The following is a 20189-nucleotide window of genomic DNA, read 5'->3' as shown; positions in this document are numbered from 1 at the left end:
GTACCTTATTAAAATGCGATTATGCAGGTGAAGACGGTATTCGCTCAGTTCAAATACTAGGAACAAATCCTAGACAAATGGCTGAGGCTGCCAAAATCAATGTTGCGCGGGGTGCACACATTATTGACATCAATATGGGTTGTCCGGCGAAAAAAAGTATGCTCGGTCGCGGCTGGCTCCGCATTGCTTCGTGATGAAGAGTTAGTCAAACGCATTTTAGACGCCGTGGTGAATGCCGTGCCGGTACCTGTCACGCTGAAAATCCGTACCGGCTGGGATAAACAGAATAAAAACGCAGTGACCATTGCCCAACTAGCTGAGCAAGCCGGTATCGCTGCTTTAACCGTTCATGGTCGAACTCGCGCGTGTAAATTTGAAGGCCATGCAGAGCATGAAACCGTTACGTTAATTAAGCAAACCGTTAACATACCTGTGATTGCTAATGGTGACATTACTAGCCCAGAAATCGCTAGACAGGTATTGCAGGACACCGGTGCAGATGCGATTATGATAGGCAGGGCAGCACGCGGTAACCCTTGGTTATTTCAACAAATCGCGCACTTGCTAGCGACAGGCACTACGCTGCCGCCGCCTAAGTCAGACTCAGTAAAAAGCGTTCTACTCCAGCATTTAGAAGAACTTTATCGATTTTATGGTGATTTAACCGCTGTCAGAATCGCTCGTAAACATATTGCTTGGTATTTAGCCCAAGCCTTTAAGCAGCCGAATACATGCCTGGCTTTAATAAACCAAGCTGAAACACCGGCTGAGCAAATTGGCCGTGTGCTTTATGCGTTTGATTCATTAACAAACCTCTAAACTGCCTATTATGGAAACAGCGAAACAAAACATCCCTATACCTTTATCTCTGTATGTGAAAGAGCGCATGGAAATTTATTTTGCTCAGCTTAGCGATCATGATGCAGTCGATTTACATGCGTTAGTGATTGGCGAAGTGGAAAAGCCATTATTGGAAGCTGCGCTCGCCCATTCCGGTTATAATCAAACCAAAGCAGCGAAAGTGCTTGGCTTAAGCCGAAGTACGTTGCGCAAAAAAATGGAATTTTATGGTTTGTCGCAATAACGCAAACAAACCTTGTTAACTCTTCTCTCGTTTCTATTCTTTAACTCATGAAGCAAACCATTACCCGCGCTTTAATCAGCGTCTCCGATAAAACTGGTATTATTGACTTTAGCCGCGCGCTAAGCGAATTAGGCATTGAGCTGTTATCAACCGGCGGCACTGCTAAGCTACTCGCCGAACACGCTGTCCCTGTTATTGAGGTATCCGATTACACCGGTTTTCCTGAGCTAATGGATGGCAGAATCAAAACCTTACACCCTAAAATTCATGGCGGCATTTTAGGTCGACGCGGTATTGATGATGAGGCTATGCAAAGCCATCAAATACAAGCGATTGATTTAGTCGTCGTCAATTTATATCCATTTGCGGCAACTATTGCTAAACCTGACTGTAGTTTCGCCGATGCGATAGAAAACATCGATATAGGCGGGCCTACTATGTTAAGAGCTGCAGCTAAAAATCACGCTCATGTTGCCGTCGTTGTTGATGTCAATGACTATGCCTCTATCCTCAGCGAATTAGCTGATAACGATAAACAGCTAAGTGAGCAAACCCGACTTAACTTAGCGTTAAAAGGTTTTGCGCATACCGCGCATTACGACAGCCAAATCGCGGCGTATTTATGTCAAGTTAACGGCCAAGTTTTCCCTGAACAGTTAACCTTGCCATTTTCATTAAAACAAAGCTTACGCTATGGCGAAAACCCCCATCAACACGCCGCGTTTTATCAAGAAACCAACCCAACACCAGGCACGCTAGCCGCCGCCCAGCAATTACAAGGTAAAGAATTATCGTATAACAATATCGCCGATGCCGATGCCGCTTTAGCTTGTGTAAAAGCCTTTAGCGCTAAACCGTGTTGCGTCATTGTTAAACATGCCAACCCGTGTGGCGTTGCCGAAGCCGATAATTTACTCAGCGCGTATAATTTAGCCTACCAAACCGACCCGACTTCAGCCTTCGGCGGTATTATTGCGTTTAACCAGGAACTCGACGCAATCACGGCTAGCGCGATTATTGAACGGCAATTTGTTGAAGTCCTTATTGCACCCACAGTCAGCGCTGAAGCCAGCACCATCTTAGCCGCTAAACCTAATGTACGTGTTTTAGCCTGCGGCGTCTGGACAAATAATATAGCGTGCCTGGATTATAAACGCGTAAACGGTGGTTTATTAGTACAAGATATGGATATTGCTGAACTGCATACCAATCAGCTTACCGTTGTCAGTCGCAGACAACCTAGCGAGCAAGAATTAGCGGATATGTTGTTCGCTTGGAAAGTCGCAAAATATGTCAAATCCAATGCCATTGTTTACGGTAAAAACAGCCGCACAATAGGTATAGGCGCAGGGCAAATGAGCCGCGTCTATTCAGCAAAAATTGCTGGTATTAAAGCGTTAGACCAAGGTTTAACGGTTCAAGGCTCGGCGATGGCATCCGATGCCTTTTTACCGTTTAGAGATGGCGTCGATGCCGCTGCTGAAGTCGGTGTTAGCGCGATTATTCATCCAGGTGGCTCTATCCGCGATCAAGAAGTCATTGATGCTGCCAATGAGCATAATATCGCTATGGTGTTTACCGGCATTCGTCATTTCCGCCATTAAGGAGCCGTTATGAAAATTTTAATTGTAGGCAGCGGTGGCCGCGAACACGCACTAGCATGGAAAGCTAGTCTTTCACCCTTAGTTAGCCAGGTATTTGTCGCACCGGGCAATCCTGGCACAGCGCGTGAAGCCAAAATCAGCAATGTTAATATCGCTGTTGACGATATTGCTGGCTTGTTGGCGTTTGCCCAACTACGTGCTATTGACTTGACTATCATAGGCCCTGAAATTCCACTGGTATTAGGCATAGTTGACCAATTCAAGGCGGCAGGTTTACATTGCTTTGGACCTAGCGCACAAGCAGCCCAACTTGAAGGCTCTAAAAACGTTTTTGTAAAAACCTTTTTAGCGCGGCATAACATTCCTACAGCCGCTTATCAAAGCTTTACCGATACTGAAGCAGCTATTGCCTATATTCGGCAACAAGGCGCACCTATTGTCGTAAAAGCCGACGGCTTAGCGGCTGGCAAAGGCGTGATTATTGCTCAAACTGAACAAGAAGCCATTGCTGCCGTAAAAGACATGCTCGCGGGTAACGCCTTTGGCGAAGCTGGGCATAGAGTCGTTATTGAAGAATTTTTAACCGGTGAAGAAGCCAGTTATATCGTCATTGCTGACGGTAAACATGCGCTAGCAATGGCAACATCGCAAGACCATAAAGCGCGCGATAATGGCGACACAGGTCCTAATACGGGTGGCATGGGCGCTTATTCACCTGCACCCGTTGTTACCGCAGAGCTTGATACGCTCATCATGCGCGACATTATTGAACCTACCTTAAAAGGCATGGCTGATGATGGTATTCCCTATACCGGCTTTTTATACGCAGGCTTGATGATACAACCCAATGGCACCGCTAAAGTTTTGGAATATAACTGCCGTTTCGGTGATCCCGAAACTCAACCCATCATGATGCGATTACAAAGCGATTTAGTCGAATTATGTTTAGCCGCACTAAATGGCAGCCTCAAGCAAGCCCATGTGCATTGGGATAATCGTGCTGCCTTAGGTGTTGTCTTAGCGGCTGGCGGCTACCCAGACAGCTATCGCAAAGGCGACCTCATTACAGGCTTACCTGTCACAGAGCATTCAGATACTAAAGTCTTTCACGCAGGCACTGCAGAAAATAACGGCAATATTGTTACCGCTGGCGGCCGCGTGTTATGCGTATGCGCCTTAGCAGACGATATTGCCAGCGCACAAAATAAAGCCTATGAATTAGCGCAAACGATTGATTGGCAAGACCAATATTACCGAACAGATATAGGATTTAAGGCGTTAACATCCCCCTCTTCAACCCATTGAATGATGATTATGGTCAAGAAAAAAGCCACTACATTTGAAGATTCATTAGCCGAATTAGAACAGCTCGTCAGTCAACTCGAACAAGGTGATATTAATTTGGAAGAATCGCTAAAATCTTTCGAGCGCGGCATCGCACTGACGCGAGCCTGTCAACAAGCGTTACAAGAAGCTGAACAAAAAGTACAAATCCTAATGGAAAAAAACGGCACACAAACCTTGGAGCCATTTACCGATGAGTGAAGCATTAAAAAACTATCAACACTATTGTCAAAACCGCGTCGAAATCGCTTTAGAACACCGGCTACCCTCAGCCAACCTATTGCCGCAAAAACTGCATGAAGCCATGCGTTATAGCGTATTAAATGGCGGCAAACGCTTACGCCCCATGCTAACGTATTGCACAGGCAAAAATTTTAGGCTTAGACCCTGAACTGCTAGACAGCCCGGCTTGCGCCATCGAATGTATTCATGTGTATTCGCTGATTCATGACGATTTACCGGCTATGGATAACGACGATTTACGCCGTGGCAAACCTACTTGCCATATCGCATTTGACGAAGCTACCGCTATTTTAGCCGGTGACGCGCTGCAAGCCTTAGCCTTTGAAATCTTAGCGCATGATGCTATGCCCATCAGCGCCGAGCAACGCATTATCATGATTAATACCTTAGCCAAAGCCAGCGGCTCGCAAGGCATGGTCGGCGGGCAAGCCATTGATTTAGCCGCCGTTGGCAACCAGCTAACACTGCCTGAGCTGGAAAATATGCATATCCATAAAACAGGAGCATTAATTCGCGCCAGTGTTAATTTAGCGTGTATAGCGGCAACAGGCATAGAACCAGGCGTAGCGATGAAATTAGACCATTACGCCAAATGCATAGGCTTGTCATTTCAAGTTCAAGACGATATTTTGGACGAAGAAAGCGATACCGCTACACTAGGTAAAACTCAAGGTAAAGACAAGAACCAAGACAAACCGACTTACCCTGCATTATTAGGCATGGCGGGCGCTAAGCAAAAAGCCAAAGAGTTGCATGACATGGCGTTAGCTAATTTAAGTCATTTTGGCTCGGAAGCAGATTTATTGCGCGACTTGTCGCTTTATATTATCCAGCGGACCCATTAATAAAACAGCTGTTGTTCCCAAACAGGTTTGGGAACAACATACCGTCATGAGGCTTCCTCTACCCAATCTCGCATTACTGAACTCTAGTCGGCCACTGCCCACACTAAGCTATTAAGTAACCGTTTTTCGGAATTTAAGGCTTGCTTTACACTGGTTTAAATACCACATAATGCAAGCTTGTACTCACTTAATAGCAGTGTAATCAGCACACCATACGCAACAACCAACTTCATGAATCGCTTCAATAGGTTATATCGCGTATAATAGAAAAATAACCGTTAATTCAGGATGTATCATGTCTATCAGCTTAAGAAAAATTACTCACTCAGTACTCGTTGGCGATGTTAAAGTCGGTGGTGGCGCGCCTATTGTCGTACAATCAATGACCAACACCGACACCGCCGATGTCACAGCTACGGCTAATCAAATTATTGAATTAGCTAAAGCCGGTTCCGAAGTGGTTAGAATCACAGTCAACACTGAGGAAGCCGCCGCCGCAGTGCCTGATATTTATAACCGCTTGCAACAATTAGGCTGTAATACGCCTATTGTCGGGGATTTTCATTTCAACGGTCATAAACTTTTGGAAAAATATCCCGATTGCGCACAAGCACTAGCCAAATACCGTATTAATCCTGGTAATGTGGGGCGCGGTAAAAGCCGTGACCCACAATTTCAACAAATGATTGAATTTGCGTGTCAGTACAATAAACCGGTACGCATAGGCGTTAATGGCGGCAGCTTAGATCAAGCCGTGTTAACCCGACTACTCGATGAAAACCGTGGGCTTACGCATCCAGAACCGTTACCGGCCATCACACGTAAAGCCATTGTCTTATCCGCCTTAGAGAGCGCGGCTAAAGCAGAAGAATTAGGTCTTGGCAAAGATAAAATTATTTTGTCATGCAAAATCAGTAATGTACAAGAACTTATCAGCATTTACCAAGATTTATCCAGTCGTTGTGATTACGCCTTGCATTTAGGCTTAACCGAAGCGGGCATGGGCTCAAAAGGTATTGTGTCATCGGCAGCAGCACTAGCCATACTGATGCAGCAAGGCATAGGCGATACCATACGCATTTCATTAACACCAGAACCCGGCACGTCGAGAACCCAAGAAGTCATCGTCGCGCAAGAATTATTGCAAACAATGGGCTTTCGCTCGTTTGCACCTATGGTCATTTCTTGCCCAGGCTGTGGCCGCACCACTAGCGATTATTTCCAAAAATTGGCTATGGATATTCAAGCGTATTTACGTGATCAAATGCCGATTTGGCGTAATCAATATCCGGGGGTAGAAGCAATGGAAGTCGCCGTTATGGGCTGTGTTGTCAATGGCCCTGGCGAGAGTAAAAGCGCCAATATCGGTATTAGCTTACCTGGCACTGGCGAAATTCCCGTAGCGCCCGTTTACGAAGATGGCGTTAAAACAGTGACCTTAAAAGGTGACCACATTGCTGAAGAATTTCAACAAATCGTCGAGCGCTATATCGAATCTCATTATGGCGCGTAAAGCAAAACCTATACTCTGAACGGTCAAATTTTAGGTATCTTGTGTTGCTGTAGGGTGCGCTATGCGCACCTTTTTCATTGATTTTTAATGATGTTATACAGATGTACACAGCGCACCTTACTTAAAATTAACCGTTTGAAATATATACGGGTTGCATTTTTGTAGGGTATGGCGTTGCGCTACCTTACAAAAACTGATTTAAATCAAATAAACGCGTGATATTTATTTTTCATATATATAATAGGGGAATTTTTGTAGTATCAAGCGTACTAACAGACTTAACCTTATGCTTCGGTTAAAATGCTCTGATAATAAACAGGCGACCCACTTAAAATTAGGAAGCCTGGTGGCACGGGGTGCTTCGTTATGTCGGGTTACGGCTATCGCCTTTTATGCCCTTTGGGTAAACCCGGCCTACCTGGCTTAACCTGATTCTTCGGTTAAAATGCCCTAATAAAAATAACAAAACCAACTGTTCATGACGAGTCATCGTCCTTCGTTTGATATGTAGAGGATAAAACATGCGTAACCACTCTCTTGCGTTGATGGCAAGCTCAATCTTGCTGCTTACTCATTCGCTTAGCCAAGCGAGCACCGACTTACCGCCATCTGCGAAAGTTGATATGGGTCCAGTCGAAGAAGTCTGCTCGGCATTTACCCCGGCTGAATGGCGGAAAGAGCAAGTCGTTGATGGCGTCACTATACAAGCCTCGCATTTGTGTAACCCAGACAACCCAGCCGATATTGCCGCCTTTGTTAAAGGCACAAACAATATTTCTATGGACACGCTGATGCAAACCCAGCTAGCAGCTGATGCCATCACGATGTCAGATGACATAGACGGCGACGGCGACCCAGACAAAATTATTATAAAACTTGAAATCGTCGAACTTAACGGGCATTCGCCTGATGTAAAAACGCCGATTACCACCTTCGATATTGCCCCAGGCATTCAGCCTACTTTCTGGGTATATGCCCCGAAAACCCGCGATATGTCTACGCTAAGCCTATATGAGCCAGAAGCCAACCCATTACTTAGAGTCCCTTCGCCGGTAATTCGCGTAGAGCAAGACGATATTTTATGGATTGTGTTAGAAAACACCCATTACCTGCCACATTCTATCCATTTACACGGTGTCGACCACCCGTTTATGGACCATAGCGGTAGTGGCAACGATGGCGTCGCTCAAACCAGTAACATGGACACCATGCCTGGCGATAGCAAAACGTATGTGATAAAACCGCGTCAAGCCGGCACCATGTATTATCACTGCCATGTGCAACCTCACACCCATATTCCTATGGGCTTGCAAGGTATTCTGGTCGTCGAAGAAAACCGCCCAAATAACTGGGTACAATCATTAAACGTAGGCGCTGGCCATGTGCGTCATCCATCGGTCGCAGTATTAGAAAAATACGACCGTGAATATGACTTACATTACCAGTCCGCTGATAAAGAATTACATGATTATGTGGCACGCTCGGCTAACGACCCACGTTTTAGTCGCAAAACACATGAACATGGAATACGATATTACTGACGCGTCTGATGATTATTACATGATTAATGGTCGCGCCTTCCCTTACACCTTGCGCGAATCCATTATTGAAATGGAGCAAGACAAAAAAGTTAAGCTACGCGTATTAAACGGCCATACCGAGAGCATGGCGTTGCATATACACGGGCACAAACCAACGATTACCCATTACGACGGCGTTGACAACGGCCCTAGCTCGTATATTACGCGTGACGTACACGGTATCGACCCCCGCGCAACGCATAGATTTAGAACTCAATGGTGTTGATGATGGTTTGCATAGCTTTGGTCAAGGCATTTGGATGTACCATGACCATGTTGAGAAAGCCTTTACCACAAATGGCCAAGGCGAAGGCGGTAGTATTAGCTTAGTGGTTTATAAAGATTATTTAGACGAGCGCGGCATTCCTAAAGCGAATGGCATGAGCTTAGCACAATATTTCACCAAATCATTTTGGCAAAAAAACTACCCGGTTTGGCAAGATTACGATGCTTGGCATAGCTTAGGTTTACCTGATGTAAAACGCGCCATATCAACCAGCAAAAGTGGCCGTGCAAAATACACCAGTTAAAGCCTCAGATAGCGCAACTAACGCCAATACCAGCCAAAATTCGCCGTTTAGCAATTTATTGTTCGGTTTAATCCTTGGTGGATTGTTGTATGCTGCTTATGTGAAAAAACAGTTATTAATCAACTACGGTTTAAAAGCTTATGATTATGGTCTTAAGTTGATAAAAAAATAGTGGTTAAAATTGCCGCCTGAATCCATCAGGCGGCATACTGATAACCCTTAAAACTGATAGCTAATCCCTAAATCATAGCCTTCTAAGTTATTTGGATCTTCGATACTAAAAATATATTTCGCACTAAAAGAAATCTTATCAGCCATACCAAACGAAACCTTTTTTAGCCAAGCCACATCTTCGATAGTACCGATTTGAAAGCCAATTTCGTTGTATTGCCTAGAAAACACCTTAGAGCCAAAAAACTCAGTATCGGTAAAAAAGCCCATTAGATTTAGCTTATGTCCTAACACGTCGTAAGGTAAATTCTTACCGACAAAAAAGCCATTCTTCAACACATAATTGCTAATATCAGGATCAGAATCCACATCGCCAACATTCAACGGCAAGGTTTTATAATATCCAAACATGTTAGCCATTGATAAGCTATAGTCATTAACGTTTACACCGTAATTACTAGTAATAGACGCCGAAAAAATTTGCCCCGCACTGACTAAATCTGGTGAACCAATAATGCCGTAGCTTAATCCAGGCGTTAAACTCCAATGGTCATTAATAGGATGCAAATAACCTATCCCTAAGCCTCCTTGATACGACTCGGCATTACCTACCGCTACATAGTTAAATTGTCCATTCACAAACAGTTTTTTACGCGGATCATTAGAATCAACATTAAATGAGGTACTAATTGGCACGTTAATTACCGATATATCGATACCATTCTGCGTATAATTGCCACCGCCCACACCAACTAAAAAGGGATTGACTTGAACACCACTAACGCTACGCGTCACACCTGCCGCACATGATGTACATCCCCTTTGAAAATCGCTAAAGACCATTTGCCCTTGCAAACTGGTAACATTACCTGCTAATGGGTCAGTCGCAGACGTTGCAATTAATTCTCTTGATATTTTACTTAGTGTGCCATCAACATTACGTCGTAAATAGCGCTCCAACATATCAGCACTTTTCGTTCTAGTTGCCCCTTTAAAAGTTTTCAGAATACCTAAACGATCAACTCTAAAAGTTAACTCAGTGCTGTTTTCTGCAAATACCGTGGTAAACGGTAAGCCTCTAAAATTTGACTGCGCCGTTACATAAGCGCTATTTGAATAGTTATCAAACTATTAGTTAACACTTTCTCCTTAAATTGATCGAATAAATCTTGCCCAATATCAAAACCAAAGGTTTTTGTTTCTTCAATATTCTTTTTTATGTTATTGACCGTAATCGTTGTTTCAAAAATTTCTGCGCTTACACAAACAGGTAAACTCATTAACGCAATAAGAGCTGCATATTTTTTCATAGAAACCTTCAACGCTTTGTTATTATTAACAATAGTGTGCAATCACACATATGAAATTAAATGTTAAAAACGAGAGCAATACCCTGCCGAGCCCCTTTTATTGACTCTCGCTAACACTATAACGCATCTTGTAAAAGTTAAATACTACTTCAATTTTTAAAAAGCAGCTTTACCTATTCGACCTAAGCCTTTGTGTGATACCCTTTAGGGCATCTCATTGTAAAACTGTATAGAGAACGTGCAAGAAAACAACCCCACTTTTATTGTTGGCATAGATTTAGGCACGACACACACTGTTGTGGCTTATGCTAAAAATCATCTGGCGAATCCTGAAATTAACATTTTCCCCATTCAACAGCTAATTGCGCCTGGTCAAGTCGAAGCTCAACCTTTATTACCTTCTGTGCGTTATCACGCAGCCGAAGGCGAATTAGCGGCACAGGATATTAACTTTTCACCTACTAACGACCACGCTGTTTTAGGACAAGCCGCTAGAGTATTAGGTGCTAAAACCATAGGCCGATTAGTCACTAGCGCCAAAAGTTGGTTATCCCACCCCTCTATTGACCAAGAAGCCAGCATCTTACCTTGGGGCGCTGGCGATGATGTTAAGAAAATATCGCCACTTAATGCTAGCGCCAGCTATTTATCACATATTCGCGCGGTTTGGCGGCATAGTTTCCCTGACGCCCCGCTAGAGCAACAAGAGATTGTTATTACCGTTCCAGCTTCTTTCGATGAAGCCGCGCGCGCTCTTACTATTGAAGCCGCAAAACTCGCTGGTTTAAATAACGTAAGACTGCTAGAAGAGCCTCAAGCGGTTTGTTACGATTGGCTACGGCAGAATCAAAAACATTTAAAACAAGCATTAGACCGAGTGCAATTATTGCTTATCTGTGATGTTGGTGGCGGCACCACTGATTTAACGCTGATTAAAGTGGATTCTCATGGCGCTGAGCCTAAGTTAACACGCATAGGGGTAGGCGACCATTTAATGCTCGGTGGCGACAATATCGATTTAACCTTAGCGCATTTAGCCGAATCTCGCCTCACCCGGCCTGAGCAACGTTTATCCACGTCAGAGTTTTCCCAACTATTAGAACAATGCCGTATTGCTAAAGAACGCTTACTGGCCGATGACGCGCCAGAACAAACCAGCGTAGCATTGCTAGGCGGTGGCTCAAAGCTTATTGGGCAAACACGTAGAACAGAATTAACCCGTGCAGAAGTACAGCAAATTGTACTAGAGGGATTTTTTCCACTATCAGACTTATCAGAGCTACCTAACCGTAAACGTAGTGGCGTTGTTGAGTTCGGCCTACCTTACGCGTCGGAACCTGCTATTAGCAAGCATATTGCCGCATTTTTACAACAGCATCAAAGCGCCTGTGAGCAAGCTTTACAAAACACCACCCATGTGCCTGATGGCTTATTGTTAAACGGTGGCGTCTTTAGAAGCAAAGCATTAAGCAAACGTATCGTAGAGCTGTTAAGCCTCTGGCGCGAGCAACAACCACCGGTATTATTACAGAACCCACACCCAGAACTGGCTGTCGCTTATGGCGCGGTTAGCTATGCCCTAGCAAGACAAGGCAAGCAAATCAAAATCGGGGGTGGCTCTGCACGCAATTATTTTTTATTGATAGATACTAACACTGACCAACAACAAGGTGTTTGTGTGTTACCTAGAGGCAGTGAAGAAGGCGATGAAGTCATCCTACCTAATCGGCAATTTTTATTGCGTTTAGGTATGCCTGTGCGATTTCATTTAGCATCGCTAACGGGTGGCAGCAACTATCAACCTGGCGATATGGTGACTATCGATGAGTCATTCCATTCTTTGCCGCCTTTAGCGGTTGCATTGGACTACCAAACCACAGCAAACGCAAACAACGCAACCGAAGTTACCGTTAGCTTATCCGTCACGCTCACTGAAGTCGGCACTTTAAAAATTCAGTGCGTTTCTGTTGCGAATAGTCAACAACGTTGGGATGTAGAATTTCGCGTCCGCAATAAAGGCAACGTTTCTGAGTTCAGCTCGGTTAACGCATTATCAGCGCAACAAGTTGAGTTGATAGACAATAAAATACAAACCGTATTTGGTAGCCGCTCCAAACAAGCAGACCCTAATGCGGTAAAAAACTTGCGCACAGATTTAGAAAAAATCTTAGCTCAACCACGATTAGAATGGAGCACTGAGGTTCTACGCGAGCTATTTGCTATGTTACTAGCAGGTAGCAAATACCAACGCCGCTCGCCTGCACACGAGCGTGTCTGGTTGAGCCTTATAGGTTTTTGCTTAAGACCGGGTTTTGGCTATGTGTTAGATGATTGGCGGGTAGAACAACTATGGAATCGTTACCCGCTAGGCATTCAATTCGTTAATGAAATTCAGAACTGGACAGAATGGTGGACACTATGGCGGCGTATTGCGGGCGGCCTACATACCGAAGCACAACAACAAATATTTGCCGATCTTGCCAAATATTTAGACCCTGCTACTGCAAGACAACCGAGTATTGCCAAACAACTTAAAATGCGTGGTTATGAAGAAATTGTGCGTTTAGCCGCCTCATTAGAGCGTTTAACAATAGCGCAAAAATTAGAACTGGGTAATTGGTTAGTTAAAACGCCTTGAAAAAAGCGGCGAACCTGACCAAACCTGGTGGGCCTTAGGCCGTATAGGAACGCGTATTCCTGCACATGCTAGCAGCCATAATGTGATTCCCGCTGAAGAAGCCGAAAAATGGCTAGCATTGATGCTAGAACAAGACTGGAAAAAGTCCCCTCATATTGGCTTTGCCGCAACGTTATTAGCCCGAAAAAGCGGCGATAGGCTACGCGATATTCAAGACGATTTGCGTGACAAGCTGAGTGCAAAACTAAGAAACAGCAAAACGCCTGCGAATTGGGTAGAGTTAATTGAACAAGTGAAAGAACTCGATGATAAAGAATCTAAACAATTCTTTGGTGAATCTTTGCCACCTGGATTGAAACTGATTAATCAGTAAAAAAGTTCACGGCGCGTATTTAATACCGCCGTGATGCTGAAAACAACAGACTAAACCGGATTTAAATTTTCGTCGTCGTACAATCTGGTTTTTTTCCAACCGATAAATTTTTTCATCGTGAAATTCCAAATCATTATCTATAGCATATTCGTAACAACTTCTGAATAACCGCGCTGTTCTAAAAGCATGCAATTCATCATCAGCCGATACCTTTTCGACATTGCCTACTTGGAATGTCTTGTTTCTTGCCTTACCATTGCATACCCAAAACACCGTATAGCACAAATAGCTTTTATCTTTACGATGATCGAATTTAATCGTTCTTGAAACACCGGTTACGCCGGTTGTTGTTTTATTTTTAGGTGGTTTAAGAAAGCGAGTTTTGCTGCCTTTTAAAACCACAAGCATTTGATCGCGCCAAGCAATAGCTGCTTGTAATGATTTGCTTTTATTGCCCCAAAGCTTATGAGAAAAATAACGGCTACTTTCTTTTCCGCGTCTTACGATACGAACTTGAAAGCCGAACACATCAGGTTCTGTTATGTGTTTAATTTTTTCCATGGTTTAACTCTCCATAAAAGTTATAAAATAGCTAGTAACAAGGTTGCACCGCCTTAGTGTTATAGTAAACTCCAGTTTAGTAACTGGCTTGTCATAATTATCGCCAAAGCTAAGGCAAAAGCAAGTAAAAAATTTCAACACTAGACAATTACCGACCGAACTGGTGTAGAATAGGGTTCATGCCACCTAATCAAGTGGCTGATGATACCAATAAACCCTATATATTTCAACATTATGGAGTAATCAATGAGCGTATTAGTTGGAAAACAAGCACCTGATTTCACTGTTCCCGCTGTATTAGGTGACGGTCAAATCGTTGACTCTTTCTGCTTTTCAGAAGCAACTCGTGGTAAATATGCTGTTTTATTTTTCTACCCGTTAGATTTTACCTTCGTTTGCCCTAGCGAGTTAATCGCGTTAGATCATCGCATAGACGAATTCAAAAGCCGTAGCGTAGAAGTTATTGCCGTATCTATCGACTCTCATTTCACTCACAATGCATGGCGTAATACCCCTGTTAACAAAGGCGGTATTGGTCCAGTTCGTTATACCATGGCTGCCGATATTGCCCATAGTATTTGCAAAGACTACGATGTCGAAGCTGCCGCACCTGCTGTTGCTTACCGTGGCACCTTCTTAGTCGACCGTAGCGGTGTTGTCCGCCACCAAGTCGTCAACGATTTACCATTAGGCCGCAACATGGATGAGCTGTTGCGCATGGTCGATGCCTTACAATTCCATGAAGAACACGGCGAAGTCTGTCCAGCAGGTTGGAATAAAGGCGATGCGGGCATGAACGCAAGCCCAGCAGGTGTTGCTGAGTATTTAGATAAAAATGCAGATAAACTGTAATCGTTAATTTGCCGACGAGGCAAGCGTAATACTAGCTTGCCTCAACAGCGAAACTCTATTGTGATTTCTTGGCTAAATCAGCTAATAATTTTTTCCGAATCAAATAAGCAGCTGTAATCGCACAAAGCGCCGGAACCTGCCTAATCAAAAAAGCTCCCGCAAAGCTTTTTGCAAATAAGCCAGCCACCGCATTGACTAAGGTCAGCTTAATCAACCACCAGGTCAGCCAGTATCCAATAACGCCGATAATGACCCATTGAATAGGTGACTCACCTTTCTCTTTCGCGGTTAAATAAAACCAGACAATTACTATAAAACCACCTAGCGTGGCCAATAACATTAATGACATATTCCCCCTCTTCTTTTTTATTAAGTTTTATAACAGGCTACACACTTTAGCAGGGACAGGGTATTTAGGGTACAGGTGTTGGCAGCAGGGATGCTGCCACCAAGCCTACAAGGATGTATTTACGGCGTCCTGCACCCTGAATACCCTGTCCCGCCTTACGTTGATAGCCTTATAACACAGCTAAATAACACCCTCTAAGTAATACAGTGTAAACTATTTCACAAAAACAAAATAGCTAAGACGCTACTCAGTAAGACATCCCCGTTGCTCACCATCCTATGTTATCCCCAGACGAATTTCACTATCAATTACTCAATTGGTTTGACCAACACGGACGCAAACAACTGCCCTGGCAACAACCGAAAACACCTTATCGAGTATGGCTGTCCGAAATTATGCTACAGCAAACTCAAGTCAGCACAGTCATTCCTTATTTCAACGCGTTTATCGCACGCTTTCCCACTATTGACGAGCTGGCTGCAGCGTCTATCAATGACGTCTTAGCGCTCTGGTCAGGATTAGGCTATTACGCGCGCGCGCGTAACTTGCACAAAACCGCACAAATTATTCATCACTTAGGCTATTTTCCAAACACCTTAGATGAATTGACCCGTTTACCAGGTATTGGACAATCAACTGCCGGGGCCATCCTAAGCATTGCTTTTGAACAAAGCGCGCCTATTTTAGACGGCAATGTTAAACGCGTATTAAGCCGTGTCTACGCCGTATCAGGCTGGTCTGGCCAAAGCCAAGTACAAAAACAGCTATGGGAGATTAGCCGTAGCTTAACACCCCAACATAGAGTAAGCGACTACACCCAAGCTATAATGGATTTAGGCGCTACACTTTGCACTCGTAGCAAACCTAATTGCGGGCATTGCCCATTACAAAACACCTGCCAAGCGTATATTAACAACTGCGTACATGCCTACCCAACGCCTAAACCACGTCGAGCTTTACCAGAAAAACATGTTTATTTATTACTGGCAATCACACCAGAACACCAAGTATTGCTGTATAAACGGCCCACTAACGGTATTTGGGGAGGATTATGGAGTCTGCCAGAATTTCAATCCCCGACTGAAGCAGAGCAATGGTGCCATTTAAAAAATTTAGTCATCTTAAAACAACACGCATTAAACACAGCCTGCCATACTTTTTCCCATTTCCATTTAAACTATACACCTTTATGTTTTTACCTGAAAAGCTATACACATTTTATTTTGGAAAACGACGCGCTGCTTTGGTATAACGTAAACAACCCCATACCGCTTGGCCTAGCCGCGCCGATAAAAAATTTATTACAAAACTTAGAGAGAGCAACAATGACTCGATTAATACATTGCGCAAAATTGAATATAGACGCCGAAGGCTTAGACAATCCACCGTTTCCAGGTCAACAAGGCCAGGAAATTTATGAAAAAATATCCAAACAAGCCTGGCAACAGTGGTTAAGCAAACAAACCATGTTAATTAACGAATATCGACTAACCAGTTACGATGCTAAAGCAAGAGCTTTTTTGGCGGATGAACGGCGCAAATTTTTATTTGAGGGTAATGATGCTCTGCCAAGTGGCTATACTCCACCGAAGGAATAACCTCGCTTAACTACCTTTTCATTGCAATGGCTCAGCAATTAACCAATGCTATTACAGGAATCATTAAGATTTTTGCTGAGCTTTCTTAGTCAACCGAGCTTCATAAGCCACTAACTTTTGGTTAATTAATTTGCCATCTGGACGTAACTTATAAGCCTGCTTCATGAGCTGTAATGCCAACTCAACGTTTTGTTTTTCGACATGTAACGCTAAATCACGCCATAAATCGGCATTATCGAAGATAGGATTACGCTCAGCTTTCAAGGCTTCTAATGCTTCCACGGTATAAGTCAGCGCATTTAAACTGGCAACCGCAATTGCATCTAGGTCTTCATAGCTGGGCAATACCTTATCTACTGGCTTGACATCGAGATGAGCAAACGCTTTTGCATCCCAGAACCGCTGATCGGCTAATAATTGGTCTTTTTGGTCAGCATCAATATAGGTTAATAAGAAATGACTGTTGAGTTTAGATTTCTCAATAATACGCTCAACTTGACGTTGGCTTAATATCCAGTCAGGTTTGCCGTCTAGGTGTAAGTATTTTTCAACAATAAAATCGACTTTAGGTGTATGAGGCTCTGGCCTAAATTGGCGATGCGTTTGATAAAACCGTAAGATACTATTCGGCAAGCTTTTGTTGGCAACGACTTGTAGCTCTTGATAGCGATTTAAGTCAATGCCAACCAGTTTAGTAAAATCGACTAATAAATCAGGTGTTAACAAGCGTGTATGCACGCTGTTAGCCCAAGTTAAACAGTTGAAGGAATGGATACGCTCGCCATAATCAGCCGCACCAAAAAACTGCTCAAGCCAATCATCTAATTCTAAACCCGACCAAGCACCCCATTGCCACCATGCGCTATTTAACCACATAGCCGGAGGGCGAATATAAAAAATAAAGGTCACATCGATATTATGTTCTTGAAAAAACTGGATATTTAGCCAGTGTTCAAACTCATAGCTCCACGCTTCGCGCGAAATAATCACTGGATAGTGCTCTAGTAATTCAAGTAATTGCTTACCAATAGTTGCAAAGTATTCTTGTGGTGACGGACTTAAGGCTGCTAATGGAATAGACGCGCGATAGCCATGAGGACGTTGCTTAGCGTTTTTAAGCAATTCCTTACCCCATAAAATTCGGTCATGCCATAACGCAGCGTAATGCAGCTTGTCGCCGTTAAGACAGTGATAAAATTCGTGTTGACATAAAAATGTTTGAATGGAGCTACTACCGCATTTGTCGAAACCAGCATGAATAAAAAGCTTTTTCATTCCAACACCTGAAAAAAAGTTTCATGTTCTTTAATCATGCCTAACTCGTTACGTGCACGCTCTTCAAGTGCTTCTTGACCAGCGCGTAAGTCTTCAATTTCAGCGTATAAGGCCATATTACGCTGTTGTTTTTCTTCAACTTGTTTTTTCAAAGAGGCTAAGCGCTGCTCAGCGGCTTCAATACGAGGAAAACTGTCTTCACCTAACCATAAGCGGTATTGCAAATGGGCACACAGACAACAAAAAATGACAATAAGCACATTCATGGATTTCGCTTAAGCCAGGGCAAGGGAAACGGCACAAAGCCAAAAAGACATTAGTAGGGCGCGCATATCGCACCCTACTAACATTACGAGTGGTTATAACATTCTAAATGCGCTACGACCTGCGTATTTAGCTGCGCTGCCTAACTCTTCTTCGATTTTTAACAAACGATTGTACTTAGCAACACGGTCTGAACGGCTTAATGAGCCGGTTTTGATTTGACCTGTACCGGTCGCAACGGCTAAGTCGGCAATTGTCGTATCTTCAGTTTCACCTGAACGATGCGAAACAACCGCTGAATAACCTGAGGCATGTGCCATGTTAATCGCCGCCAAAGTTTCAGTAAGCGTGCCAATTTGATTCACTTTAATCAAAATGGAATTAGCAATATTTTGCTCAATGCCTTTTTTCAAAATCGCAGGATTTGTTACGAATAAATCATCGCCGACTAATTGAATACGACCACCTAATTTTTCCGTCATGATTTTCCAGCCATCCCAATCATTTTCATCGAAACCATCTTCAATGCTGATAATTGGATATTTATTCACCCAATCGACGAAAAAAGTCAGCCATAGCCGCAGAGGTATACGTTTTGTTTTCTGACGCTAAGTTATAAATACCGTCGTCAAAATATTCTGATGCTGCGGCGTCTAAACCTAAATAAATGTCTACGCCTGGTTTATAACCAGCTTGCTCAATCGCTTGTAAGATAACGCTAATGGCTTCTTCGTTAGATGATAAATTGGGCGCAAAACCACCTTCGTCACCTACCGTAGTCGCTAAGCCTTTGCTAGAAAGTACTTTTTTCAAGTTATGAAACACTTCTGCACCATAGCGAATCGCTTCACGGAAATTAGGTGCACCCACTGGCAGAATCATAAACTCTTGTAAATCAACGCTGTTATCGGCATGTGAGCCACCATTGATAATATTCATCATAGGCACAGGCAACACAAACTCGCCTGACTTGTTTAAGTAACGATACAGCGGTTGACCGGCTTCTTGAGCAGCGGCGCGTGCAGCAGCCATTGACACCGCAAGCATGGCATTAGCCCCTAAACGCGCTTTGGTGTCGGTACCGTCTAACGCAATCATTTTATTATCTAAAGCTTCTTGATCAGCCGGATCTAAACCAACCACAGCATCGCGGATTTCAGTTTTTACAAAATTAACCGCATTTAACACGCCTTTACCTAAATAACGGCTTTTATCGCCATCGCGTAATTCAATCGCTTCACGCTCACCGGTTGATGCACCCGATGGCACCATTGCACTGGCGATAACGCCAGATGCTAAAATAACATCGGCTTCAACCGTTGGGTTACCGCGCGAATCTAAAATTTCTCTAGCTTTAATATCAATGATTTTGCTCATGGTTTTGATAGTCTCAAGGTTATATTGGCATACACGAACACCATGTATGCACGTTAATGAAGAAGAATAAGCATTTAAGCCGCATTCCGTTGCGGAATAATAGATTTAACTTGCAAATGATAGCGCGAGCCTTTTGTGCCAAGTGTAAAATCGACGATAACACGATCATCGTTAGGGTAATACAACTCTTTGCGAGTGATAATATCGTTAACAATCGACCTTATGAAAACGATTAGTTTATTATATTCGTCATTTAAGCCAGTATCTGCTAGGGGTACTCGTTCCTTCACGACAATTTTAAGCAATTTATCGATTTCTTTTTGTCTTGTTTCCATGTCTTCGGCTAAAGCCGCATTCCATGATAAAGTCGTCAAAGCAATTAAATTTCGGTATTCCTTATCACTATCACCAAACGTTTGCTGATAAGGCTCGCACAAATGAGTAATAGCATCCGCTAATTTTACATTGCCATATTTTTCTAACACGTTTTTTTGGTAACGTTGTTGGTGTTTTTTTCGACTCGCTTTACCCATACAATGAAACAGTTAATTAAAACGTTATCTTTAAATAAATCAACCAAATCAATAGTTAATTCAGGAAACAGCACTGGCGAAGCGGTATCATCGCCAGCAAAACTCGTGATGAGTTGATAATGACCGACCTCATCGTTTAATACAT

Annotated in this window: 17 protein-coding genes and 4 pseudogenes; 13 read left to right on the top strand and 8 right to left on the bottom strand. The window is 43.4% G+C overall.

Translation table 11 applies throughout. The annotated features are described in order from the left end of the window. The 9 genes and pseudogenes from VZ94_RS33100 to VZ94_RS06485 all read left to right on the top strand — a co-directional run. A partial coding sequence (locus VZ94_RS33100) for a tRNA-dihydrouridine synthase (protein ID WP_052700268.1) occupies positions 1–194 on the top strand: 194 nt, incomplete at its 5' end. Further along, entirely contained in the window at positions 184–819 is a 636-nt protein-coding gene (locus tag VZ94_RS06520) for a tRNA dihydrouridine synthase (RefSeq protein WP_052700267.1), read from the top strand. The genes VZ94_RS33100 and VZ94_RS06520, both read left to right, overlap by 11 nt. A 10-nt stretch (positions 820–829) precedes the next feature. After that, complete coding sequence (locus VZ94_RS06515) at positions 830–1084, top strand: helix-turn-helix domain-containing protein (protein ID WP_045778617.1); 255 nt, start codon at positions 830–832, stop codon at positions 1082–1084. A gap of 47 nt (positions 1085–1131) precedes the next feature. Next, positions 1132–2688, top strand: a complete 1557-nt coding sequence (purH, locus tag VZ94_RS06510; protein ID WP_045778616.1) for a bifunctional phosphoribosylaminoimidazolecarboxamide formyltransferase/IMP cyclohydrolase — start codon at positions 1132–1134, stop codon at positions 2686–2688. A 9-nt stretch (positions 2689–2697) separates the two neighbouring features. Then, positions 2698–3993 carry a phosphoribosylamine--glycine ligase gene (purD, locus tag VZ94_RS06505; RefSeq protein ID WP_045778615.1) on the top strand — a complete coding sequence of 432 codons (1296 nt, stop codon included), beginning with the start codon at positions 2698–2700 and terminating at the stop codon, positions 3991–3993. Positions 3994–4002: 9 nt separating this feature from the next. After that, positions 4003–4233, top strand: coding sequence for an exodeoxyribonuclease VII small subunit (locus VZ94_RS06500; RefSeq protein WP_045778621.1), 231 nt, complete (start codon positions 4003–4005; stop codon positions 4231–4233). Beyond that, positions 4226–5120 (top strand): annotated as a pseudogene (ispA, locus tag VZ94_RS06495) ((2E,6E)-farnesyl diphosphate synthase). Before VZ94_RS06500 ends, ispA begins: the two are co-directional and overlap by 8 nt. Positions 5121–5415: 295 nt before the next feature. Continuing rightward, positions 5416–6633 carry a flavodoxin-dependent (E)-4-hydroxy-3-methylbut-2-enyl-diphosphate synthase gene (gene ispG, locus VZ94_RS06490; RefSeq protein WP_045778614.1) on the top strand — a complete coding sequence of 406 codons (1218 nt, stop codon included), beginning with the start codon at positions 5416–5418 and terminating at the stop codon, positions 6631–6633. Positions 6634–7178: 545 nt separating this feature from the next. After that, positions 7179–8915 (top strand): annotated as a pseudogene (locus VZ94_RS06485) (multicopper oxidase domain-containing protein). 47 nt (positions 8916–8962) lie between these two features. Here VZ94_RS06485 and VZ94_RS06480 read toward each other — a convergent pair. Both VZ94_RS06480 and VZ94_RS06475 read right to left on the bottom strand, forming a co-directional pair. Continuing rightward, a complete protein-coding gene (locus VZ94_RS06480) occupies positions 8963–9877 on the bottom strand; it encodes a hypothetical protein (protein WP_045778613.1) in 915 nt (304 codons plus the stop codon). 134 nt (positions 9878–10011) lie between these two features. Continuing rightward, on the bottom strand, positions 10012–10224 hold the full coding sequence (locus tag VZ94_RS06475) for a hypothetical protein (RefSeq protein WP_045778612.1): 213 nt from the start codon (positions 10222–10224) through the stop codon (positions 10012–10014). Between the two features lie 238 nt (positions 10225–10462). Here VZ94_RS06475 and VZ94_RS06470 point away from each other — a divergent pair, with 238 nt between their 5' ends. Together VZ94_RS06470 and VZ94_RS31735 are read left to right on the top strand one after the other, a co-directional pair. Next, positions 10463–12862: a hsp70 family protein gene (locus VZ94_RS06470; protein WP_338040271.1), complete on the top strand. Its 2400-nt coding sequence runs from the start codon at positions 10463–10465 to the stop codon at positions 12860–12862. Positions 12863–12905: 43 nt separating this feature from the next. After that, positions 12906–13235: a hypothetical protein gene (locus tag VZ94_RS31735; protein ID WP_338040272.1), complete on the top strand. Its 330-nt coding sequence runs from the start codon at positions 12906–12908 to the stop codon at positions 13233–13235. A 50-nt stretch (positions 13236–13285) separates the two neighbouring features. Here VZ94_RS31735 and VZ94_RS06465 read toward each other — a convergent pair. Further along, positions 13286–13796 (bottom strand): annotated as a pseudogene (locus VZ94_RS06465) (hypothetical protein). Between the two features lie 246 nt (positions 13797–14042). Here VZ94_RS06465 and VZ94_RS06460 point away from each other — a divergent pair. Beyond that, positions 14043–14648, top strand: a complete 606-nt coding sequence (locus VZ94_RS06460) for a peroxiredoxin (protein WP_045778611.1) — start codon at positions 14043–14045, stop codon at positions 14646–14648. Between the two features lie 55 nt (positions 14649–14703). Here the strand turns inward: VZ94_RS06460 and VZ94_RS06455 are convergent, their stop codons facing one another. Next, complete coding sequence (locus VZ94_RS06455) at positions 14704–14997, bottom strand: hypothetical protein (protein WP_239649688.1); 294 nt, start codon at positions 14995–14997, stop codon at positions 14704–14706. 278 nt (positions 14998–15275) lie between these two features. Here VZ94_RS06455 and mutY point away from each other — a divergent pair, with 278 nt between their 5' ends. Next, positions 15276–16595, top strand: coding sequence for an A/G-specific adenine glycosylase (gene mutY / locus VZ94_RS06450; RefSeq protein WP_045778610.1), 1320 nt, complete (start codon positions 15276–15278; stop codon positions 16593–16595). 63 nt (positions 16596–16658) lie between these two features. On the opposite strand, the gene VZ94_RS06445 is transcribed toward mutY, so the two are convergent. From VZ94_RS06445 to VZ94_RS06430, 4 genes and pseudogenes are all read right to left on the bottom strand, one after another. Then, a complete protein-coding gene (locus VZ94_RS06445; protein WP_045778609.1) occupies positions 16659–17870 on the bottom strand; it encodes a hypothetical protein in 1212 nt (403 codons plus the stop codon). Further along, positions 17867–18136 carry a septum formation initiator family protein gene (locus VZ94_RS06440; RefSeq protein WP_045778608.1) on the bottom strand — a complete coding sequence of 90 codons (270 nt, stop codon included), beginning with the start codon at positions 18134–18136 and terminating at the stop codon, positions 17867–17869. Before VZ94_RS06440 ends, VZ94_RS06445 begins: the two co-directional genes overlap by 4 nt. 93 nt (positions 18137–18229) lie before the next feature. Beyond that, positions 18230–19511 (bottom strand): annotated as a pseudogene (eno, locus tag VZ94_RS06435) (phosphopyruvate hydratase). Between the two features lie 74 nt (positions 19512–19585). Beyond that, positions 19586–20044, bottom strand: a complete 459-nt coding sequence (locus VZ94_RS06430; RefSeq protein ID WP_045778607.1) for a hypothetical protein — start codon at positions 20042–20044, stop codon at positions 19586–19588. Positions 20045–20189: the final 145 nt, after the last annotated feature.

The organism is Methylocucumis oryzae, from assembly GCF_000963695.1.
Classification (GTDB): Bacteria; Pseudomonadota; Gammaproteobacteria; order Methylococcales; family Methylomonadaceae; genus Methylovulum; species Methylovulum oryzae.
Note: the sequence above shows the minus strand (reverse complement) of the source record. Positions and strands in the feature narration are given on the sequence as shown.